The organism is Komagataeibacter sp. FNDCR2, assembly GCF_021295395.1.
GTDB lineage: Bacteria > Pseudomonadota > Alphaproteobacteria > Acetobacterales > Acetobacteraceae > Komagataeibacter.
The window spans coordinates 302523-321563 of the sequence record NZ_JAIWOU010000001.1; the positions used below are offsets into that span (position 1 = coordinate 302523).

The 19041-nt window shown below is 56.0% G+C and carries 13 protein-coding genes; 3 read left to right on the forward strand and 10 right to left on the reverse strand.

Annotated elements, in window-relative coordinates:
• Window positions 1-939 carry a LysR substrate-binding domain-containing protein gene (locus tag LDL28_RS01380; RefSeq protein WP_233056863.1) on the reverse strand — a complete coding sequence of 313 codons (939 nt, stop codon included), beginning with the start codon at window positions 937-939 and terminating at the stop codon, window positions 1-3.
• 378 nt (window positions 940-1317) lie between these two features.
• On the opposite strand from LDL28_RS01380, the gene LDL28_RS01385 reads away from it, so the two are divergent.
• Complete coding sequence (locus LDL28_RS01385; RefSeq protein ID WP_233056864.1) at window positions 1318-3798, forward strand: TonB-dependent siderophore receptor; 2481 nt, start codon at window positions 1318-1320, stop codon at window positions 3796-3798.
• Between the two features lie 82 nt (window positions 3799-3880).
• Here the strand turns inward: LDL28_RS01385 and LDL28_RS01390 are convergent, their stop codons facing one another.
• Window positions 3881-6391: a phosphocholine-specific phospholipase C gene (locus LDL28_RS01390; protein ID WP_233056865.1), complete on the reverse strand. Its 2511-nt coding sequence runs from the start codon at window positions 6389-6391 to the stop codon at window positions 3881-3883.
• Between the two features lie 201 nt (window positions 6392-6592).
• A complete protein-coding gene (locus LDL28_RS01395; protein WP_233056866.1) occupies window positions 6593-8968 on the reverse strand; it encodes a TonB-dependent receptor in 2376 nt (791 codons plus the stop codon).
• 402 nt (window positions 8969-9370) lie between these two features.
• Between LDL28_RS01395 and LDL28_RS01400 the strand changes: the two genes are divergently transcribed.
• Complete coding sequence (locus LDL28_RS01400) at window positions 9371-10267, forward strand: MurR/RpiR family transcriptional regulator (protein WP_233056867.1); 897 nt, start codon at window positions 9371-9373, stop codon at window positions 10265-10267.
• A gap of 69 nt (window positions 10268-10336) precedes the next feature.
• Here LDL28_RS01400 and LDL28_RS01405 read toward each other — a convergent pair whose 3' ends face one another.
• Entirely contained in the window at window positions 10337-11035 is a 699-nt protein-coding gene (locus LDL28_RS01405; protein ID WP_233056868.1) for a hypothetical protein, read from the reverse strand.
• 443 nt (window positions 11036-11478) lie between these two features.
• On the opposite strand from LDL28_RS01405, the gene LDL28_RS01410 reads away from it, so the two are divergent.
• Window positions 11479-12537, forward strand: coding sequence for an acyltransferase (locus tag LDL28_RS01410; RefSeq protein WP_233056869.1), 1059 nt, complete (start codon window positions 11479-11481; stop codon window positions 12535-12537).
• 326 nt (window positions 12538-12863) lie between these two features.
• Here LDL28_RS01410 and LDL28_RS01415 read toward each other — a convergent pair whose 3' ends face one another.
• From LDL28_RS01415 to LDL28_RS01440, 6 genes are all read right to left on the reverse strand, one after another.
• The gene (locus LDL28_RS01415; RefSeq protein ID WP_233059145.1) at window positions 12864-14135 is read right to left on the reverse strand and encodes a sorbosone dehydrogenase family protein; all 1272 of its coding nucleotides are present in this window, start codon (window positions 14133-14135) and stop codon (window positions 12864-12866) included.
• A 140-nt stretch (window positions 14136-14275) separates the two neighbouring features.
• On the reverse strand, window positions 14276-14500 hold the full coding sequence (locus LDL28_RS01420; RefSeq protein WP_233056870.1) for a hypothetical protein: 225 nt from the start codon (window positions 14498-14500) through the stop codon (window positions 14276-14278).
• Between the two features lie 426 nt (window positions 14501-14926).
• Window positions 14927-15778 (reverse strand): 23S rRNA (adenine(2030)-N(6))-methyltransferase RlmJ, encoded by an 852-nt coding sequence (locus LDL28_RS01425; RefSeq protein WP_233056871.1) that lies wholly within the window; start codon window positions 15776-15778, stop codon window positions 14927-14929.
• Between the two features lie 201 nt (window positions 15779-15979).
• Entirely contained in the window at window positions 15980-17047 is a 1068-nt protein-coding gene (locus tag LDL28_RS01430; RefSeq protein ID WP_233056872.1) for a hypothetical protein, read from the reverse strand.
• Window positions 17048-17218: 171 nt separating this feature from the next.
• A complete protein-coding gene (locus LDL28_RS01435; protein WP_233056873.1) occupies window positions 17219-17473 on the reverse strand; it encodes a hypothetical protein in 255 nt (84 codons plus the stop codon).
• A 266-nt stretch (window positions 17474-17739) separates the two neighbouring features.
• Window positions 17740-18813, reverse strand: coding sequence for a hypothetical protein (locus tag LDL28_RS01440; RefSeq protein ID WP_233056874.1), 1074 nt, complete (start codon window positions 18811-18813; stop codon window positions 17740-17742).
• Between the last annotated feature and the right edge of the window lie 228 nt (window positions 18814-19041).

A 19041-nucleotide genomic window follows, 5' to 3' on the forward strand; every position in this document is an offset into this window, starting at 1 on the left:
TCAGGCGGAAGGCTGGGTTCCCGGCCAGTTATGCGAAGCGGCCATGGTTTTGGCCAGATCGATGAGCAGTTCGCGCACCGCCACCGAGGCTTCTGTTTCAGGAATGATTTCGGGGATGCAGAGCGAAACATCTTCCTGAATGACGGGATTGCGCAGCGGATAGATGCGCGACTTGCCCGGCACGACAATCCGGCTGGCGACGGACCACGGCAGGATGGTGCTGCCAATGCCCTCTTCTATGGCGCCCTGCAGGGTAATCAGGGCCTCGATTTCGGCCACGATGCACGGCTCAAGCTGTTTGCGCATGAAGGCCATGTCCACGCTCTTGCGGACAAAATTATGCTTGGGCGGCAGAAGCAGCGGGATGCCCGCTATGTCGGCCAGTTGCACCGCCCCGGTGCCGTCTTGCGGGAATTCCAGCGCATGGGGGGCGAGCAGGAAGAATTCCTCCTTCATCAGGGGGGTGAAGATCACACCCTTGATCGGCCCGGCGCCGTGGATGACGGCCATGTCCAGCCGCCCGGTCATGATCAGTTCGCTATAAATATCATCAAAACTTTCGGTCAGGTGCAGCGTAATATTGGGCAGACGCTCCCGCACGCGCTGCAGCAGTTTGACCGAAAGCGTGGAGCCCGCACTATAGGGTGACAGCCCGACCGAGACCTTGCCCACCAGCGGGCCGGATCCGTGGCTGATTTCAACCATGGCCCGGTCGAACTGTTTGGTCAGGGTCTGGGCATGCCGGTACAGTTCCGCCCCGGCGGTGGTGGGGGTGACACCGCTCTTGCTCCGGATGACAAGCTTCTGTTTGAAGACGTTTTCAAGTGTTGCCAGTTGTTGGCTCAGTGCGGGCTGGGCAATATTGAGCAGGTCGGCCGCACGGGAAATGCTGCCAAGATCGATGATTTTGATAAAAGCCTGCAGTCGCCGTATATCCAACTGGAACTCCATGAGTTTTATGGGCTAGGGGCTTTACTGCATTGATAATACGCATGTTTCTTTAATTGTCAATATATTGCCATGCGGAGGCGTGGCGTTTGGGAAAATTAACGTCTCCGTCATGCCGTGGCCCGCATGCCGGGTCGTTCGGGCCACGAAACGCGGTCGCATAATACTTGCCTGAACAGTGTCAAAAACGCGACACTTCTAAAACTTTACAGCAATTTCAGTTATATAGTTTGTGCTTTCCAAGCAAGAGCCCGCTCCGGCTTCCAACATATCAATAATCCATATGACGCCACATCATAACGAGTACGCATCATAACCTCAGCACATATTCGTTACGAATGTCCGGCGAGTTTCAGGGGGGGAAGGCAAATGGCATGCCTGTCAAAGCGGAAGTTGTATCTTGTGGCTGGGGTGGCTTTTGGTACATTTGTACCGGCTGTAGGTGAAGCCGCGACGGCAACCGTTTCCACCCCTGAAAAACACTACAAGGTCGAGGCCCGTAAAAAGGCGCCCGCGCAGGCGCACGCCACGCCCACGGCCCTGCGTGCCTCCGCCGAGCCGGAAGTGATCCATGTGGGTGGTCACTCGACCAATTCCATCTTCTCCCCCGGCACGGCACGCCACAGCACCACGCAGGTTACGGTCGTGACCGGCGCGGAACTGCTCAAGACCGGCCAGAGCAATGTGCTGTCCGCGCTGGCGCAGGCCAACCCCGCCATCACCACCGCGGCCCTGCCCGGTGGTGGCGCGAGTTCCTTTGTCCAGACCATGCAGTTGCGCGGCCAGTCGCCCGATGACACGCTGATCCTGGTTAACGGCCACCGCCGACATATCGGCGCCAACTTCAATTCGAACGCGGGCACCAACTGGGGCAGCGAACCGGCTGATATTTCGCTTATCCCCATCAGCGCGATCGACCATATCGAAGTCATTACCGAAGGCGCTTCCGCGCTGTATGGGCAGGATGCCATCGCGGGCGCCGTCAATATCGTGCTGAAGCGCGAGACGCATGGCGGCAGCATCAACTTCAAGAACAGCGGCTATTACGCGGGCGATGGTCAGGCGCTTGACGGTTCGGCCAACTATGCCATGGCGCTGGGCAACAAGGGCGGGTACCTCGACCTTGCGGCACAGGTCACCCACCAGTTGCCCACGACCCGTGGCGGTGACTTCTATGGCACCCTGTTTGCCGATCCCACCCGCAACGCGACGGCGGACCGCGATGTGCAGCGTGGCCTGGGCCTGCCCAAGACCACGCTCGAGACCCTGAGCGAAAACATGTCCATTCCCGTGACGCAGGGGTTCAGTTTTTACAGCACCTCCACCTTCTCGCATCGCCGGGCCAACGTGCCGGAAACCTACCGGGCCAATTCGGGCACGGATACATGGATCAATCCGTCGCTCTACCCCAATGGTGACCAGCCCTACATCACCATGGACCAGTACGATTTCGAGACGGATAACGGAATCCGCACGCATAAATTCGGTTTCGCATGGGATGCGTACGTAACCTATGGGCGCGACCAGCAGACATACGGCACCAAGGATTCCGAAAACGCCTCGATGACGGGGGGCGCGTATACCTACGATCCGACCCAGACGGCCTTCTATGATGGTCAGTCGGTTTCCTCCGAACTGACGGCCGGGCTGAAGGGGTCACGTTCATTCCATACGGGTCTGCTGCCCAAGGATATCAACCTGAAATTCGGCGCGGAATATCGTCATGACACCTTCCAGATGACGCAGGGTGAAACCGCGTCATGGGGCGGGCAGGGCGCGACCGATCACCCCGGTAACGTGCCCATGGCGGTCACGAACCAGAACCGCGACGTGTATGAAGGTTTCGCCAACCTTGATTTCTACGTTACCAACAAGTGGGAATGGACACTTGGCGGGCGTGTCGCGAGCTACAATAACCTGGCTACGGTCGCGACCGGTTCCGTGGGCACGCGCTACAACTTCAACAAGCGCTGGGCGATCCGGGCCAATATCAATTCCGGTTACCGTCCGCCCACGCTGGGTGAAATGTCCTATTTCTATTCAGCGCCCTATCCCGGTTACACCGTGGACCAGGTCCCGGCGAACAGCGCCATCGCCAAGTACCTTGGTGCTGGCAACATGAAGGGCGAATATTCCCGCAGCTACACGATCGGGCTTGATGCGACGCCTGTGGATGATTTCCATATCACGGGCAACCTGTACTACATCGCGATCAATGACCGCATGGGCAGCACGCAGTCCTATACGGTCAACCCGAATGACGCCACGCTACAGCAACTGCTGGCGCAGGCCAATATTTCAAGCGCAACATCGCTGTCATACTATGCCAATCTCTATAATACCCAGACGTTTGGCGGTGACCTGAACGCCGATTACACCCTGCGCACGAGTCGGTTTGGCAAGTTCCGCTTCGCCATGGGCATCAACTTCTCCGATAACGAGATCCGGTCCGCCCGCAACAACCTGGTGAACGAATACACCAAGGAAATGGTGCTGCATTCCGCCCCGAAAAACCGTGAGCAGATCAGCGTGAACTGGCAGTACAAGAAGTGGTCGGTCTTCGTGCAGGAAATGCGCTATGGCTCCATTACCTACATGGCGGCCCCCACCGGCCCCGGTTCCGTGCCGTTTGAACAGAACCCGGCCTTCATCACCAACCTGGAAGTTGACTACAAGCCCATGCCGCGGTGGACCATCGGGGTCGGCGCCAATAACCTTGGCAATAAATACCCGACCCGTATTTCCAGCTCGATCGCCAACTCGCAGCAGGGCCTTGCGAAATACGCTTCCTACTCGCCCTACGGGTTCAATGGCGGCATGTATTACGTCAAGACCTCTCTCGATTTCTGAGTGTGGGCCGGAAATACAGCCAATGTCATAAGCCGCGCCGGGCTGGCAGGTGGACGAGCCGCCAGCCCGCGCGGTCGGATATCTACCCCGCAGTCCGGGCTGGCGGGACCACCGTGCCCATGGCCGGGTCCGTCCGCCCGGGCCGGCCGGTCTCGATCCGCCCGGCGAACTGGTAAAGCAGGGCGCGCTCGTCCGGAGTGGTCAGCGTAACATCATACCACATCATGTCCTGCGCCAGATCGAAGGGTACTTCGACCGTACGACCGGGTACGATATACGCTGACTGTGTCGTGTCGTGTGCCGCCAGCGTGCATCTCACATCCACAGGCTTCGACCCGTGGTTTGTGACCCGCACGACCAGATCCTTGCCCGGACCATGCAGATAGGCGCATTCCGCCTGCAGGCGCAGGCCACCCTGCATTCCCTTGTACAGACGGTAGAAACCGTTGGGCGCATGCACCACTACATCGTAAAGGCCATCGCGGAATTCCGAAAGGGCGAAGGCGCTTTCCAGCGTGTCGCCTGCCGCCACGGCATAGGTGCCTGCCTGCATGCCGGTTTCGGTTTTTACGCCATGACGATAGATATTGAACGGCAGGCCAGCGGCGTGGGTGCCGAACTGGTTCCTTCCGGCGCGCAGATGAATGACCGCCATCTTGCCATCTGCTGACACGCCGCCGTTGCAATATGGTTCATAGGGCAGGGCGCAGGCGGGGCGGGTGCCAGATTCCTGCCCCACGGTTTCACGCATTTTTCGCGGGTCGTCACGCAGGGCGGTAATTTCCGCTGCGTCCAATGCACGAAAACCCCCGGGCATGGGCCGGTCACGCGCATTCTCGACGGTACGCAGGTAGGCGTCCCGCTCCAGGAAAGGCAGGTGCGGCACACTCCCGTCATAGGGGCGAAAGCACGATGTCAGGTCACCGCTGATGGCGCGACGCCAGGGCGAGATATTGCTTTCCTTTATTTTCTTGCCGAATTTGCCCCCTACGAACGCCTCCAGAAAACGCAGCGTGGATGTATGTTCGAACAACTGGGAGTTGACCCATCCCCCCCGGCTCCACGGCGAAGCTACGACCATCGGCACGCGATACCCCAGCCCGATCGGCCCGCTGCGCGCCAGGCGTTCGGGCACCCCGCGTTTTATTTCATCCCGCGCGCTCGTGTATTCCAGTCCGTTCTGCCCGATGCGTCGTGACGAATACCCGGTGTCCGGCCGCCTGGGATCCGGGGCGGCATAGGAGCAGCAGTGATCGAAATAACCGTCATTTTCATCATAGGTCATGATGAAAATCGTTTTTTTCCAGACCTCGGGATTTTCGGTCAGAATGTCCATGATCTCCGAAACATACCAGGCCCCATACCATGGTGAAGTCGGATGGTCGGAGAAATGCTCGGGTGCGGCCAGCCATGACACCGTGGGCAGTTTGCCCGCTCTCACATCCTGACGAAACTGATGGAGGACATCGCCCCCGGGCGCGTTCATGTGAATGGCTTTTTTGCCATCATGGAAAGTCAGTTTCTCAAGCTGGCGATAATTGCTGTCACCACTGTTGGTGGTAAAGGCCCTCTCGAACAACGCGCGTTCCCGGGGCGTCAGTTTTTCCATGGACTGCCCGGTCGTCGTGCGGCGTCGTAGCAATACGTTCAGCAGAGCACGTGCTTCGGCAAGCTGCTCGGCACGTGTTTCGGAAACAAGCATTTCCTGGCTGTTCAACCGCTCGATATGAGTCCGGCAGTCACTGATACGCTCTTCAAGCCACATGGCGAAGCCGGGATTGGCCGTGACGTGGTACTGATCGAAATACTCCAGGACATTGCAGCCAAAATTGGAAAGCCATGCCCGTTCCTTTCCACTCATGCCGCCAGTTTGCGTAAGTTCGTTCTGATAGAATCTCCACGAAATCCCGGCCTGCTCCAGCCGCTCGGGGAATGTGGTCCATTTCATGCCGCCTTCGCAGATCTCGCCATTGCGCATGTACACACTGGATGCCGCGTCCTGCCGGTCACGCACGGTTCCGGTCCAGAATAACAGGCGGTTGGGCGTCGTGCTGGTCATTGCGCCACAGTAGTTCTGGTCACAGACGGTAAAGGCATCGGCCAGTGCGTAATAAAATGGCAGGTCATCACGTGTATAATGGCCCATGGTCAGTGGATAGCGGGCATAATCCTTATGGTGCGATTTCTTGGCGTCGATCCACCTGTCATGGCCGCCATTGTTCCATGCATCGACCTGACTGTCGCGTGAGTGCGGGATCGACCCCATCCACGTAATGCGCGTGTCACGGATATTGAGCCGCCAGGGCAGGTAGGTCTCGCCTGACTGGCTGCTCTGGACGAAGGCCGGGTTGCCACCGGGTAACCGGATGGCCCGTGGGTCATTGAACCCCCGCACACCCTGAAGAGTGCCGAAAACATGATCGAATGATCTGTTTTCCTGCATGAGGATCACGACATGCTCGGCATCCAGCCAGGTGGACCCGACCTCTGGCGCGATGGCGAAGGCCCGGCTGATGGCGGCGGGCAGTCTTGACGCCGAACCGACGGCACCGGACAAAAGGGCATATTTCAGGAAATCTCTACGTGTCGTCATGGTTCGCTCATGCAAGGATGGGGCAGGTTGAAAAGCCGGATGAGACAATGCGCGTTACGGCAGGTATTCGACCTTGATATGCGCAACCCGACGCCGGCGGGACGTGGCGCATTTCAGATATCCCTTTGCATCGGTCATTCCTGTCATCTTGCGCGGTTTGACAGTCATCATTGTGGAATACTTCCTGTGTTTTAAATTTTATTAGAAATCAGCGGAAAGAGTGGCCATGACGACGAAGGGGGAGCCGATTACATAGGTCGGCTGGGAGCCCGAAAAGCTCTTTCCCGTGACAATGCCCTTCTGGGGCGTCGCGTTGGTCGTATATCCATACATTGAAGACAGGTAACGCTCATTACCAAGATTGATGAGATTGAGCCTGAACTTCGGCGCGACCCTGCCAACTTTCGGCAGGGTCCGGCCTACGCCCAGATTGGCCGTTATATAGCTGGGAATGCTCTGGTCGTTCATGAGGGTCGAGTATTGGGAGTCGGTATATTGCAAGGTAAAGTTGCCGAACCATATGCCATCATTATATGTCAGGCCAAGTGAGCCGGAGAATTTGGGCGCCCCGACTTCCTGCTTCCCCTTTGTCGCCATATAATCACCTTCATAGGCAATATTGTTACCATTTCTGGTATGCATGTACTGACCGGATGCATAGAAGCTCAGGTGGTGCCAGGGATGCGTGGCAAGTTCGGCCTGAATACCGTAAGCCTCCAGCCCGCCAGCATTGATCAGCTGTGATATGGTTGACGTTGATCCGGGTTCATAGCTTTCGGCGGAGATCTGATGGTTCGTTACATTGTAATGGAATCCAGCCAGATTGGCCATTAAAAGACCACTGTAGCGATAGCCGATTTCTTCATTGATCATATATTCGGGCTTGTAATCGGCCATGGGTAGCGACGTCGCCTTGCCGGTCGAATAACTATATGAGGCAAGCTGTGAACTCAACGCGGCCGGAAGGTGATAACCTGTTGTGCCATTCACGTAAATCTGGTGGTCTGGATTGAAACGATAGCTTATGAGAACCTGAGGCGAGGGGACGAATACATTCTTGATCGACTTCCTCGCTGTGACATCTGGCAGATCCTGGGTGAACTGACGGTTCACCATGGCCATTCTGATGCCCCCGTCAATTGTCAGCCGGTCATGAAGGAACGACATCTTGTCGTCCACGGCAAAACTGTTCAACTGCTGCAGGCCGTTTTCATTATCCTCATTAATGGGGATTCCGCCGTTGGCCGTCAGCGGGGCGCCACGGGAATTCCATTGCCCGTTGCTGTTGACAGGGTAAAATGTCTCACTTGCCGCTTCCTGGGCGTAGGAATACCAGTACGAGAAGTTCAGTGTATTGAACTTATGCTTCCAGTGCCCGACAAGTGTCAGGCCGGAGGATATCGTATACCAGTTTGAAACTTCAACCGAAGTGAGTTTGCTGCTGGAAGGGCTGTACCCCGGAAGGTTCTGGTAATTGTCCAGATGCTGATATTTCTCGGCGCCGACATAGCCATTCGAGACGGGAACACTTTCTCCGTAATAATAGGGACCATGGAATTCAACGGAATAAGCTTCCGCATCAAGACTCAGGCCATGACCAAAACTGAAATGGTTTTTCAACGCGCCATAGATCGCACCGGTATTCTTGCCGTTCAGGCCGACATAATGGGTGTCTCCATTATAATACTGGCTATTCAGGCCGTAATTGACGCCATATGTCTTCCAGTTCGCCAACGATGGATATAGCCATTCGCCCTGGGCGGCCTGTGTAAAGCCGAAGATGGCTTCCGACTCATTACCCCGCGACCAGCTCTTGGTTAGGGCCGCGTCCACATGCCATCTTCTTATGTCACCCTCTCCACGCCACATGTCGCTACGGGAATAGGAGCCTGAAACAAAGGCACGGACGCCGGAGCGCCCGATTTCTCCCGTATCATAACGGATAAAATCCTTGTTGGTGCCGTATGAGCCTCCGGACCCGGAAATATGTATGTTCTGGCGATCGGATGGACGGCGTATCGAGGTGGAAATCTCGGCGCCCGTGGCGTTGTAGGTGGGTGAATTGATATCAACCGAACCCTGTAGCACATTGACCTGGCCCATATTCTCACTATCGACGAGTGACGGGGTATAGGTGCTGTATGTAAAGGGATTGGAGGCAGGCATTCCCTCCAGCGTAACGCCGATTTCCGCCTGCGCCATGCCGCGGATATGGATGGTGGAAAAGGATGTGGTGAGAGGCCCTTCGCTTGCGGATACAACACCGGGAAGGTTTTGGATAAGGGATTCGATGGTCGCGGTTGGCGACTGCATGGCGATATAATCGTGCGTGAGCGAACTGACGGTTTTTGGGGTGGTATGCCGCACCATCATGCCACCGCCCGCTACCTTCCGGCGGGAAAGAACGGCGATTTTTTCGGCCGTGCCGTTCGTTTTTTCCGCCGGTTTTTTCGGCATGTCCGGGTTGGCCTGTTTTGTCCGGTGCTGTTTGTTGTCGGACTTGTCTTTAGCCATTGCCGATGTGTCGTACGCAAAGACCCAGACAGCACTCAACAGTAAAGCTCGTTTCATTGCCATGGAGGATTTCCAATAATGAATCGTAATGCGCGTTCATCTATCAAGTTTTTAAACCGGATTATACTGGTTCAATAAAACTTCATTTAACATTCTTTAAATATTCACATAAGGTGGATAGACATGCTGAAAAACCGCACGGGATTGGAAGGAAGTGCTTCATTTGTGAATTTTTTATTTATTTTTACTTCATCCGGCTGCGACGGACTGGAGAGTCTCGCCTGAAAAAACGGTCACGTCGCGGAATGCATGGGAATGGATGCGGATAGATCACTGCCGGGCTAACCGTCCGGGTTTTCAACCATTGGGGCATGATATGTTGCATCCATGCCCTCCCGCGCTACGGTAGGGCGGGGAGCCTGATCGCTCTTGTGGATTGAGGAAATGTCGGAAGGAAAGCGAACAGTGACCGAACACAAGCCCCCGGCAACATATGAGGAGCTTATTCGCGTCATCCATGACCGTTACGACCAGATGAGCCGCTCCTATCAGAAGATTGCGGTTTACATCACGCAGAACCCGAATGATGTCGCCATTGTCTCCGTTCATGCGGCGGGGGAAAAATGCGGGGTCCATGCATCAGGCTGTGTCCGGTTCGCCCAGTCGCTTGGTTATCGGGGGTTCAGGGAGCTTCAGGCAGTATTCCGGCGGCGTCTTTCCCCGGTCGCCCTCGGCCCCAATGCTCACATGCAGGCGCTTGGGGATGAACCGGACAGTCGCGACGGGCATGGCGAGATGCATTTCCTGCGGGAACTGATCCTGCGTGACACCTCATCGTTGCAGGAACTGCTGGTAAATGTTTCCGAAGAACAGGTTACGGAAGCGGTCGATCTTATGGAAAAGGCGGATACGATTTATCTTATCGGCCAGCTACGGTCCGCACCTGTGACCGAACTGCTGCGCTATACACTTACAATGCTTGGCAAACGTACGGCCCTTCTGGATGTGGCTGGTGGTCTTGCAACCCATATGGCCCGGACCATCCGGCCCGATGATCTTCTGTTCGTGGTGTCATTCCGCTTCTATGCGGATGAGATTGTGAATATTGTAGGGGAAACGGCTGGTCGGGATATACCCGTGGTGGCCATCAGTGACAGCACGCTGTCCCCCGTCGCGAAGAACGCGCGCGTAATCTTTGCCGTGCCGGAGCATGAATATACGTTCTCCCGTTCGCTGGCTGCGCCCATGTGTCTTGCCCAGGCCCTGATTATCGCCCTGGCCTCACGGTTGCAGAATAAGTCCCGCAAGCCCCGGATCCCGGTCGTCACGCAGAAGCAGGGCGGCAGGGACGGTCCAGCCTGAAGGCAGGATCCGGGCCATCAGTCGGGCAGGTCCATCAATGCCTGAACGCGACAGCGCCCTTGCGCATAATCAGTGGGCTGACGTGTTTTCATGACCCTCCATATGGGTTTCGTCCGTTAGCGGCATGTCACCGCCTGACTGCATGCCGCCCCCACCGCCAGCGTTACCCGAGCCTTCTTTTTTTCCTTCTTCCTTTCCACGGGAACCTGAAGCCTGCGTACGGGCAGGCCCCTGCATTGGAATGGCAAGGTCGGAGGGGACGGGTTCGAGGTCAAGCGCCTTGCGGATGAAATTGCGCAGGGAGACGACCAGATCATGCGTATGCATGCGTTGTCCGGACACCAGTTCCCGTGCCGCGTGTTCAGCCAGGCGGACATGTTCTTCAGTCCCCAGAAGAATGATATCCGACAAAGCGGCCTCAACGGCGTCACGGATGCGCCGGGCCCGCTCAGACCCCGTGGCGCTGATGACATCCATTCCATCATCCATATTGGGGAAGGAAAGATCTTGTGCCTGAATCGCTGTCCGAATTTCCCGGCGATGCCGTGGGTCCACGGACAGATCGCCAGTAAAGGAACCACCCAGCGTGCGATAGGCGGCAATCAGGGTGCGCAGGCGTTCGTTGATCTGACGGTTCATGCGTTCACGCCGTTGCTGGATCGCAACCATCATCAACAGCCGGATGCCAACGCCGATCAGCGTAATCAGGGATAGCCCGATCATGGTGATCAGGAAGCTGTGCCACGAACTGAAATCAGGGTTGTGCATGACTGGCTCCTTGCATATGGGCCGCGTATAAAACGGCATGGCTACCGTAGCCTATTGGAACCCGATTGGTGGCACGGGCATAAACCATGCAATCACCCGGTATCACCAAGTCCGGCCCGCCCGCTGCGTCCTCCCTTCCATTGGCCTGTATAATAAGCAGCGCATTGAACAGAAATTATCTGGCCCATGGCAGTGTGCTGTGCGGAAACTCTTGTAGCAGCATAACGTTACGGGGACAGACATCATATGCATGATGTGTTACCGGTTCAGTATAATTCTTCCTGTCACTGACGGTATGATCATTCGTAATTGTATATAAATAGAATCGCGGTATTTATTCACGCTTTATCATGCACGCATGATTTTGCGCTTCGATGAAGCATGACTGCCGATGTTTCACTTTCCGATATCAAAAAAAGAAAGTCAAATTCATGCGGAAACAGATGTTCCATACAGTGGATGGACTGCGTGGTATTGCTGCGCTAGGGGTGGCGATGCTCCATATGCGAATATTATTTCCCTCAGTCTGGTATTTACAAGGGGGATATCTGGCTGTTGATCTGTTCTTCTGTCTGAGTGGATTTGTGTTGGCGGAAGCGTATTCGGCCCGACTTGATTCCGGTTTTCCGTTATCCGTTTTTGTCAAGAAACGTCTGTTACGCCTGTGGCCGCTTTACGCTCTTGGCCTGTTGATCGGTGCTTTCATGACCCTGTTGCGCATCGTTTTTGGTTATGATTCGCCCGCCAGCCTGATCTCTTTCATTCCAGCCCTGTTTTATATTCCGTGGAACGGGCCACTGGGTGAGCTTTATCCCCTCAATTTTCCAGCATGGTCGCTTTTTTATGAGCTGGTGGTCAATATCCTTATGGTCGTTATCTGGCGGAAGCTCGATAATCGAACGCTGGTTACCCTGATAGGCTTATCCGGCGTCGCCCTTGTTATTTCAGCATTTATGTGGGGTTCCCTGAATGCCGGTTTTTCTTGGGCCGGAGCCGGTGTGGCTATGGCGCGCGTGGGGTTTTCATTCTTCCTCGGCATCCTGCTCTGGCGGATGAAGCCAGCGCCTTCGCATCTTAGCGCATGGGTGCCTGCAATATTGCTGGCCGCCGCGCTCATGGTTGATGGCGCCGGTGTCCCGCGCGCGGTAACCGATCTGATAGATGTGATGATGGTGTTTCCGCTGATCGTGTGGCTTGGCGCCATAACCCGGCCCCGTGGTATCAGCCTGCTGTTTTTTGAAGCGATCGGGGCAGCCTCTTACGCTTTATATACCATTCACATGCCCATGCTGCGGCTGCTGGCCATGTTCATAAGCAAGGTCATGCATATTCCCCTTGATACTGTTCCCTATGTAGCCTGTCTGGAAATTCTGGCTGGCCTGCTTACGCTCGCATGGTTCCTGAACCGGATAGATATCATGGTCCGGAGAAAACTGGATGATGTCCTCAGGAAGGGTGTGCCCAACCCGCTGGAAACCGGGCTCCTGTCTGATAAGGTGTAAAGGATATAGTCCCGAAGACAGGAGAGATATTTCTGCCAACCTATTCGGAATTAAGAGAAACAGCAGAATAATGTTTTGAGTATGAACTATAAAATAATAAAAGTTTTTGGGTGCCGCCTTTTTTAAAAAAGGCGGCGTTTTCTCAAGCTTTTTGAAAAAAGCTTCACCAAAAACTTCCAGGGACTTTATTTTCAGGTAGTCCGGAAAAAACGGCTTCGTACCATAAATTGCGCTGGTTTATTGATGCAGTCATAAAGTAAAAGTAACGGCTGAAGTTGGCTGCTTCAGCCGCCGTTATTCCCGGCCCATTCCCACCTGCCGGCTGATTATGGCTGCTGCGCGGCTGTTACCCGCCAGATCGTGTTGCCGACATCATCGGCCACCAGAAGTGCGCCTGATCCATCCAGGGCCAGACCAACGGGCCGTCCATGAACATGTTCTTCATCACCCGTCAGGAAGCCCGTCAGCACATCCTGCGGCTGTCCGGATGGCTCACCGTTATCAAAGGGAACGTAGATAACCTTATACCCGCTTTTCGGGCGTCTGTTCCATGAACCATGCTGGGCTACGAACAGGCCATGCCGCCATTGGTCGGGCAAAGCCGTCGCATCGTTCGAAAAAACTATCCCGAGCGAGGCCGTATGGGGGCCGATGGCGTAATCCGGCGCGATCGCCCGTGCGACAAGATCCGGTCGCTGCGGCTGGACACGCTGATCGACATGCTGCCCGTAGTAACTGTATGGCCAGCCATAGAATGCGCCTTCCTTTACCGCGGTGATGTAATCCGGGACCAGATCGCTTCCGATTTCGTCACGTTCATTGACGACCACCCAAAGCGCACCCGTCTGGCTGTTCCATGCAAGGCCATTGGGGTTACGCAGCCCGGTCGCATACGCGCTCAGTTCCCCTGTGGAAAGGTCCAGGCGGTCTATACGCACCCGACCCTTTTCGGCATCCATGCCATTATCGGCAACATTGCTGTTCGACCCTACCGTGACGTAGAGATACTTTCCATCAGGACTGGCCAGAATATTCTTTGTCCAGTGGTGGTTATAACCGGCGGGCAGGTCCACAACCTTCGTGCCACGGTCATGAATTCCGGTTGTGCCGTCCTGATAGGGGAATTTCACAATGGCATCGGCGTTCGCAACGTAGAGATCCGATCCGACAAGGGCGATCCCGAAGGGTGAGTAGAGATTTTCCAGAAACACCGAACGTAGGTCGGCCTGGCCATCGCCATCCGTGTCCCGCAGCAGGATGATCCTGTTTGGACTATGTTCTCCCGCCCCGGCCCGCCCCATGATGAAACGCGCCACGCGATTTTTTAACGTGCTGATATCCGTTCCCGGAGAATTGCTTTCCGAGACCAGAATATCCCCGTTTGGCAGTCTGTAGAGCCAGCGCGGATGATCCAGCCCCGTCGCATAGGCGCTGACGGACAAACCGGCGGGAACGGCAGGTTTCTGCCCGTTCTCCCATCTGCGGGGGGTGGCGACATTGATTGTCGGCATCAATGTCGCGTCGGGCGGGGGCAGTTCGGGGTGCGCGCCAAAGCCGCTGGCAAGCGGCAGGCTGGCCCGTTCCGGTCGCGCCACCATTTTCCACCCGCCAACGCCCGCCAGACCGATCACGACAAGAACCGCTATGGATACTTTCGTTTTCGTTCCCAATGTCGTCTCTCCTGTTTCATCTGGCTGTTACAAGGATGAATAGCACGCGTTCGTTCATGACATTGTTATCAGTCATACGTGAAGTGAAAAAGTTGTGCCCGGCAGGGAGCATTCATAGCGGCGGGGACGGCACGTACTCCAGTTTCGATCCTCTCTTTTTCGGGTCCCGGGGGCTTCGCATCATCCGCAAGACAGCCGGGGTGGCGTATGGGTTCACCAATCCCGTCTTGTTTGTTCATGGCAATGCCCATACGTTCCGCCGTTTTGCCGAATTCCATCTTGCCGTTATCCATAAAACAGTATGTTCCACCGGGTTTGCGCGCCTGAGGGCAATGCGGAACGCTATTGATGCGACGGAGAGGGGAGGGGAAGCTCTGGATGCGGCGATAGTCATTCCATCCAGTTATAGAATTATCGCTCTAAACGAAATTATAAGCTATCATGTCACCTGTCCGCGCGGGAAGCGGGGCGTCCGGCATGGCTGGCACCTGCATCGCAGTCCCCGCCGCCCGCTCTGGCGCTGGGCCAATGCGGCTTTTCCATCTCCCGGTGCATGATGGTCAAATACCGGTATATGCTGGGTATTGCCTATTCTTTTCGAATATAAGAATAAATGCGAAATTAATACATTAATAGAAGTTGTTTATATTCTTTTTTGTAAAAAAGAACAAAAAAACTTTTTATTGTTTAAGTATTATATGTCGGGTCAATATGGGATTCTATTCCGGCACGATCCATTCCACGGTGCTTTCCGTCTCGCCATCGCCCAGGCAGGGGCATAATGCCGCAAGGATATCACGCGCCTCTTCATCAAACTGAAACGGGGGATTGGCGATAAGGAGCCCACTCCCGTTCAGGCGCGCGGGATCCAGAGGGGGGCGGAGCGTCAGTTCCGTGGCCAGAAGGTTCCGCTGCCCGGCATCTTTCAGCGCATTCAGGAAGGCCCGCGTGGGTGCGCGGTGTTTGATCGGGTACCACACCGCCACAATACCGGTGGGAAACCGGCGTCGTGCCGTAATGATGGCGTCCGTTACACGCTGGAATTCATCTTTCCGTTCAAAGGGCGGGTCCATGAAGACCAGCCCACGCTTTGCCGTTTTGGGCGGGAGCAGGGCTGTCATGGCCTCATACCCGTCGCGCCCGTGTACAGATACGCTCCGGTTGTGCCGGAACAGCCGCCGGAGGCTCTGCTGGTCTTCGGGGTGGAGTTCACAGCATGTCAGGGTATCGCCGGGGCGCAGAAGCCGTGCGACCAGTTCGGGTGACCCGGGGTAGAACAGGCGGCCCTCATGCTCGCGGATAACTGCCCGGACAATCTCCAGCCAGTGTTTCAGGGCAGGGCTCGGGCAGGGGGCAAGGGGGGATTCAAGCATGCGGCCAATGCCGTCGCGCCATTCTCCCGTTGCCTGGGCCTCGGGGCCGGACAGATCGTACAGGCCAATCCCGGCATGCGTATCCAGAACCGAAAAAGGGGCTGGTTTGCGGCACAGGGAATCAATCAGTGCCGTCAACAGGGCATGTTTCATGACATCGGCAAAATTACCGGCGTGGTAGCTGTGTCTGTAATTCAATGCGGCCCTGCCCCGGATACTGGTCTTCTCTTATGGAACCCGCACTGGATGGCGCTTTTTTCCATCCGGGGCAAATGATTTATGCCATAACGGAGCGATCCGGACCCGGCCGCGACGGGTGACTGACCGGCATGATAGAACCATATCCGGCCCATACGGCCCGGTTATCCATATGTCCTTCACGCTGGATCGCCTGCCTGCCTACAGGCCTGCCTTTCTGGCCTGCCGGGCGGCTATGGCATGGAACGCCCGGATCAGATCGGCCACGGGCGCGCCCTGTGGGGTCTGGCGCATGGCCTGACGTCGGGCCTGCGTGCAGATATGCCGTGCGCGATCGGGTTGGAACCCCAGTTCCTTACGGGTTCTGGCCAGCACGTCATCAAGCTGGTTCAGTATGGCGGCTTCATCCTCATCGCCCGGTTGTAGCCGGTCCGATGGGTTATTGTACCGTACGAATTTCTGGGCTATTGTCATCGAACTCGCCAGCATGAGGATAAAGCTGAACTCGCTGATGAGCGTATTGTCCGGGATTTCGCCACGGGCCGCCATTTCCCCTTCATACACCACCTGGGCCGCAGCACGGCTGAAGGCCCAGGCGACAGTGCTGGCTTCGTAGCTGCCTGCCTTGTCCAGAAAGACGATGTCCGCCGTTATCCTTTCCAGGCCGGTGAGCCCGTTATGCATATCGACAGGCCGGGACAGGGGGGACGAAACTTCATGCATCAGGCCCGTTGCCAGTTCTTCCTGCCGGTTCATGAGGTTCCGGGCGTCGTTCTGTTCGGCTCTTGTAAACAGGCCCCGTTCGTTCGTGCTGACCGCGGCCAGTGCGGTCCTGTCAAGCTGGGCCATGAGCGTATTACGGACGATGGCATAGCGTCCGTCCGGATCAAGTGATTTATCCCCGGCGGCCAGCGCCGCATAGGCAATATCCATGCTGGCCCGCGCCGCCAGGGCAATTTCCTGTGGCGGGAGACCTGATGAGAGCGACATGGCCCCCGGATCGAAAGCCCCCAGCCCGAGGGCCGTGGCGTCGATATCGGCATAAGTGGGAAAGAACCGGGTATAATAGGCGATCTGCGGGTCCGTAGTGCTGTCCGTTGCCTGCGCCAGTTCCGTCATGGCTTCGGCGGACAGGGTGACGATATCATCACTGATACCCGATGCGGGCGCGCTGGCTGTTCCCGATGCTGATGACATATCGCGATCGTTGCCAGCCTCCTGAAGCGAGAGATAGGCGGCCTGTGGGGTCGTGGGGTTAATCGTCGTCATGCAATATTCCATCATGGGCGGCGTAGCCGGCCCCGTTCCGCCGCTCTGCCGCCACGCATGGTTTCACACCGGATCCCGTACCGTACTCACGCGATGAAACCATCGAAACCGTCAGGCCAGCGGGTTTGTCGCCCAACCTGGCCGCTGCCGTCGCTTCAGCGCAGGTATGGCTTACAGCGGGTCTGTTTCCGGCAGCTTGTAATGTCCGGATGAACTTCCGGTTGCGACCCACAGGATGAGCGAGGGGATGAAGAAATAAACCCCCATGCCGCTGATGAGCCAGGGCACCAGATAGGACATGTCGGTCTGGAGCACGAAGCGGCAGACCAGATTGGCAATGCCCATCATGACGACGATGCAGAAGAAGACCCCGGTATTCATGAGAAGTGTTCGGCCACCGTTAAACTGCCGGATATGGTCTATCATCGCATTGTCCTGTCATTCTGCCATTCAGCCACCGCATCTTAAGATCACCCGTGGCGAATGTCACTGACCAGGACCCCGGCGCGGACATGAAATGGCAGGGCGGAACGGATGGGAAATACCCGGATCTGAGTCAAATATGATCAGCAGGCGGCTCATTAATCAATTACCTGCCTGTTTATAATACATTTATTGATAGGGATGCGTGAAGCGCGGTTCTTCCTGTGGTGGCGCGTGGTATGGCCGCGACCCGTCCGATGCGGAAGTACTTATTTGTTCGAAAAAGGCTGCCCGTCCCACGTCACGACTTTTCCCGGCCCGCACACGGCGCCCTGCGTGCCGCCAAATCCGTAAAGCAGGGCAGGAATCTTGAGGTTGTTGTAGGGCAGGCTTGTCTCGACAAAGCAGGGTTGTTTGGGGTGTTTGGGGTTCCACCCATCGACCGTGATGCTTGATCCGGCACTCATGTAAAGTGATCCGGCGGGTACGCCCTCCAATGCGCCGAGTACGATTTCAGGCTTGCCGGTATCGGCGTTTTCAATGTGGCCGGTGAAGGAGGTGCCGCCGCGCAGGATCATCTGCTGGCCATTGAAATCGAAACTTGTACCTTCAAAATCAAATTCCCAGCATGATTCCTCATCAATCCCGGCAATGGAATTGTTATAGATCGTCCCGCCGGAAAATGTTGAACGCTCTCCCGCATTATGGGTGCCCGGCTGCGTATAAATGCCGATATTTCCATTTCCGATCATGACATTGAACATGTCCACACCCCAGACATTGTTTCCAAAGGAAATGCCATGATTGAAACCCTGAATTGAAACACTGAAAAGCGCCATGGCGGCATTGACGTTATAGTTGTTGTCTCCGGTATAATTCATCGTTATACCATCAATTGATCTGTTTCCATGTAATGTGATGTCTTCCAGACGGTTCGTTTTTACCCAGTCATGGTGGGGAAACCCGTCCTGCGAAATGTAGAGGCAGGTGCCCGATGTCATCCGGCATTCAAATGTCGCATTGCGGATCGTGACCAGTTCGGGGTTGATCTTCAATGTTCTGGTCAGATTTTTCGTGGTGCCCTGCAGATCGATAAGACAGCCCCGGGTACCTGCGTAACAGCCATTCAACATGGTTTGCAGGGTGGCGCTATCATCAGCCCGCGCGGCGGCTACCGGGGCGACAACCCCTAAAATGGCAAGAAAAATCGGATATTTCATCAGTTCTTCACTCCCATGACGGATCTTGCAGGCATAGCCCGCAGATTCATGACGCCCTGGGTCAACGCCTGTTCGTGCCGATCTTTTCAGTGCGCAGTAGAATGGGGGCAGATAAATTGGCATGCACCCGTGAAGTAGGCCCGTCGTTTAGAAAAGACGCCTGTACCTTCCTTGCGGCAGGAGCCGACAAACTGGAGCAGGCCTGCCCGCCGGAAGTGACGTATGTCACGGCGCGCGTTCGCTCGGTTGCGGAAAATTATGGTATTGATAACCCGCACCTGACGGTCACACGTGGGTATATCGCCGGGCTGATGGGTAATTCCCGCAGCATCAGGAATATCCGGGTGGATT

Bases quoted from the DNA above. Each gene is read 5' to 3' on its own strand.
- LDL28_RS01385 (WP_233056864.1), top strand. From the start codon at position 1,318: ATGGCATGCCTGTCAAAGCGGAAGTTGTATCTTGTGGCTGGGGTGGCT.
- LDL28_RS01390 (WP_233056865.1), bottom strand. From the start codon at position 6,391: ATGACGACACGTAGAGATTTCCTGAAATATGCCCTTTTGTCCGGTGCC.
- LDL28_RS01395 (WP_233056866.1), bottom strand. From the start codon at position 8,968: ATGGCAATGAAACGAGCTTTACTGTTGAGTGCTGTCTGGGTCTTTGCG.
- LDL28_RS01405 (WP_233056868.1), bottom strand. From the start codon at position 11,035: ATGCACAACCCTGATTTCAGTTCGTGGCACAGCTTCCTGATCACCATG.
- LDL28_RS01410 (WP_233056869.1), top strand. From the start codon at position 11,479: ATGTTCCATACAGTGGATGGACTGCGTGGTATTGCTGCGCTAGGGGTG.
- LDL28_RS01415 (WP_233059145.1), bottom strand. From the start codon at position 14,135: ATGGTGGCGCGACCGGAACGGGCCAGCCTGCCGCTTGCCAGCGGCTTT.
- LDL28_RS01420 (WP_233056870.1), bottom strand. From the start codon at position 14,500: ATGGATAACGGCAAGATGGAATTCGGCAAAACGGCGGAACGTATGGGC.
- LDL28_RS01430 (WP_233056872.1), bottom strand. From the start codon at position 17,047: ATGACGACGATTAACCCCACGACCCCACAGGCCGCCTATCTCTCGCTT.
- LDL28_RS01435 (WP_233056873.1), bottom strand. From the start codon at position 17,473: ATGATAGACCATATCCGGCAGTTTAACGGTGGCCGAACACTTCTCATG.
- LDL28_RS01440 (WP_233056874.1), bottom strand. From the start codon at position 18,813: ATGCCAATTTATCTGCCCCCATTCTACTGCGCACTGAAAAGATCGGCA.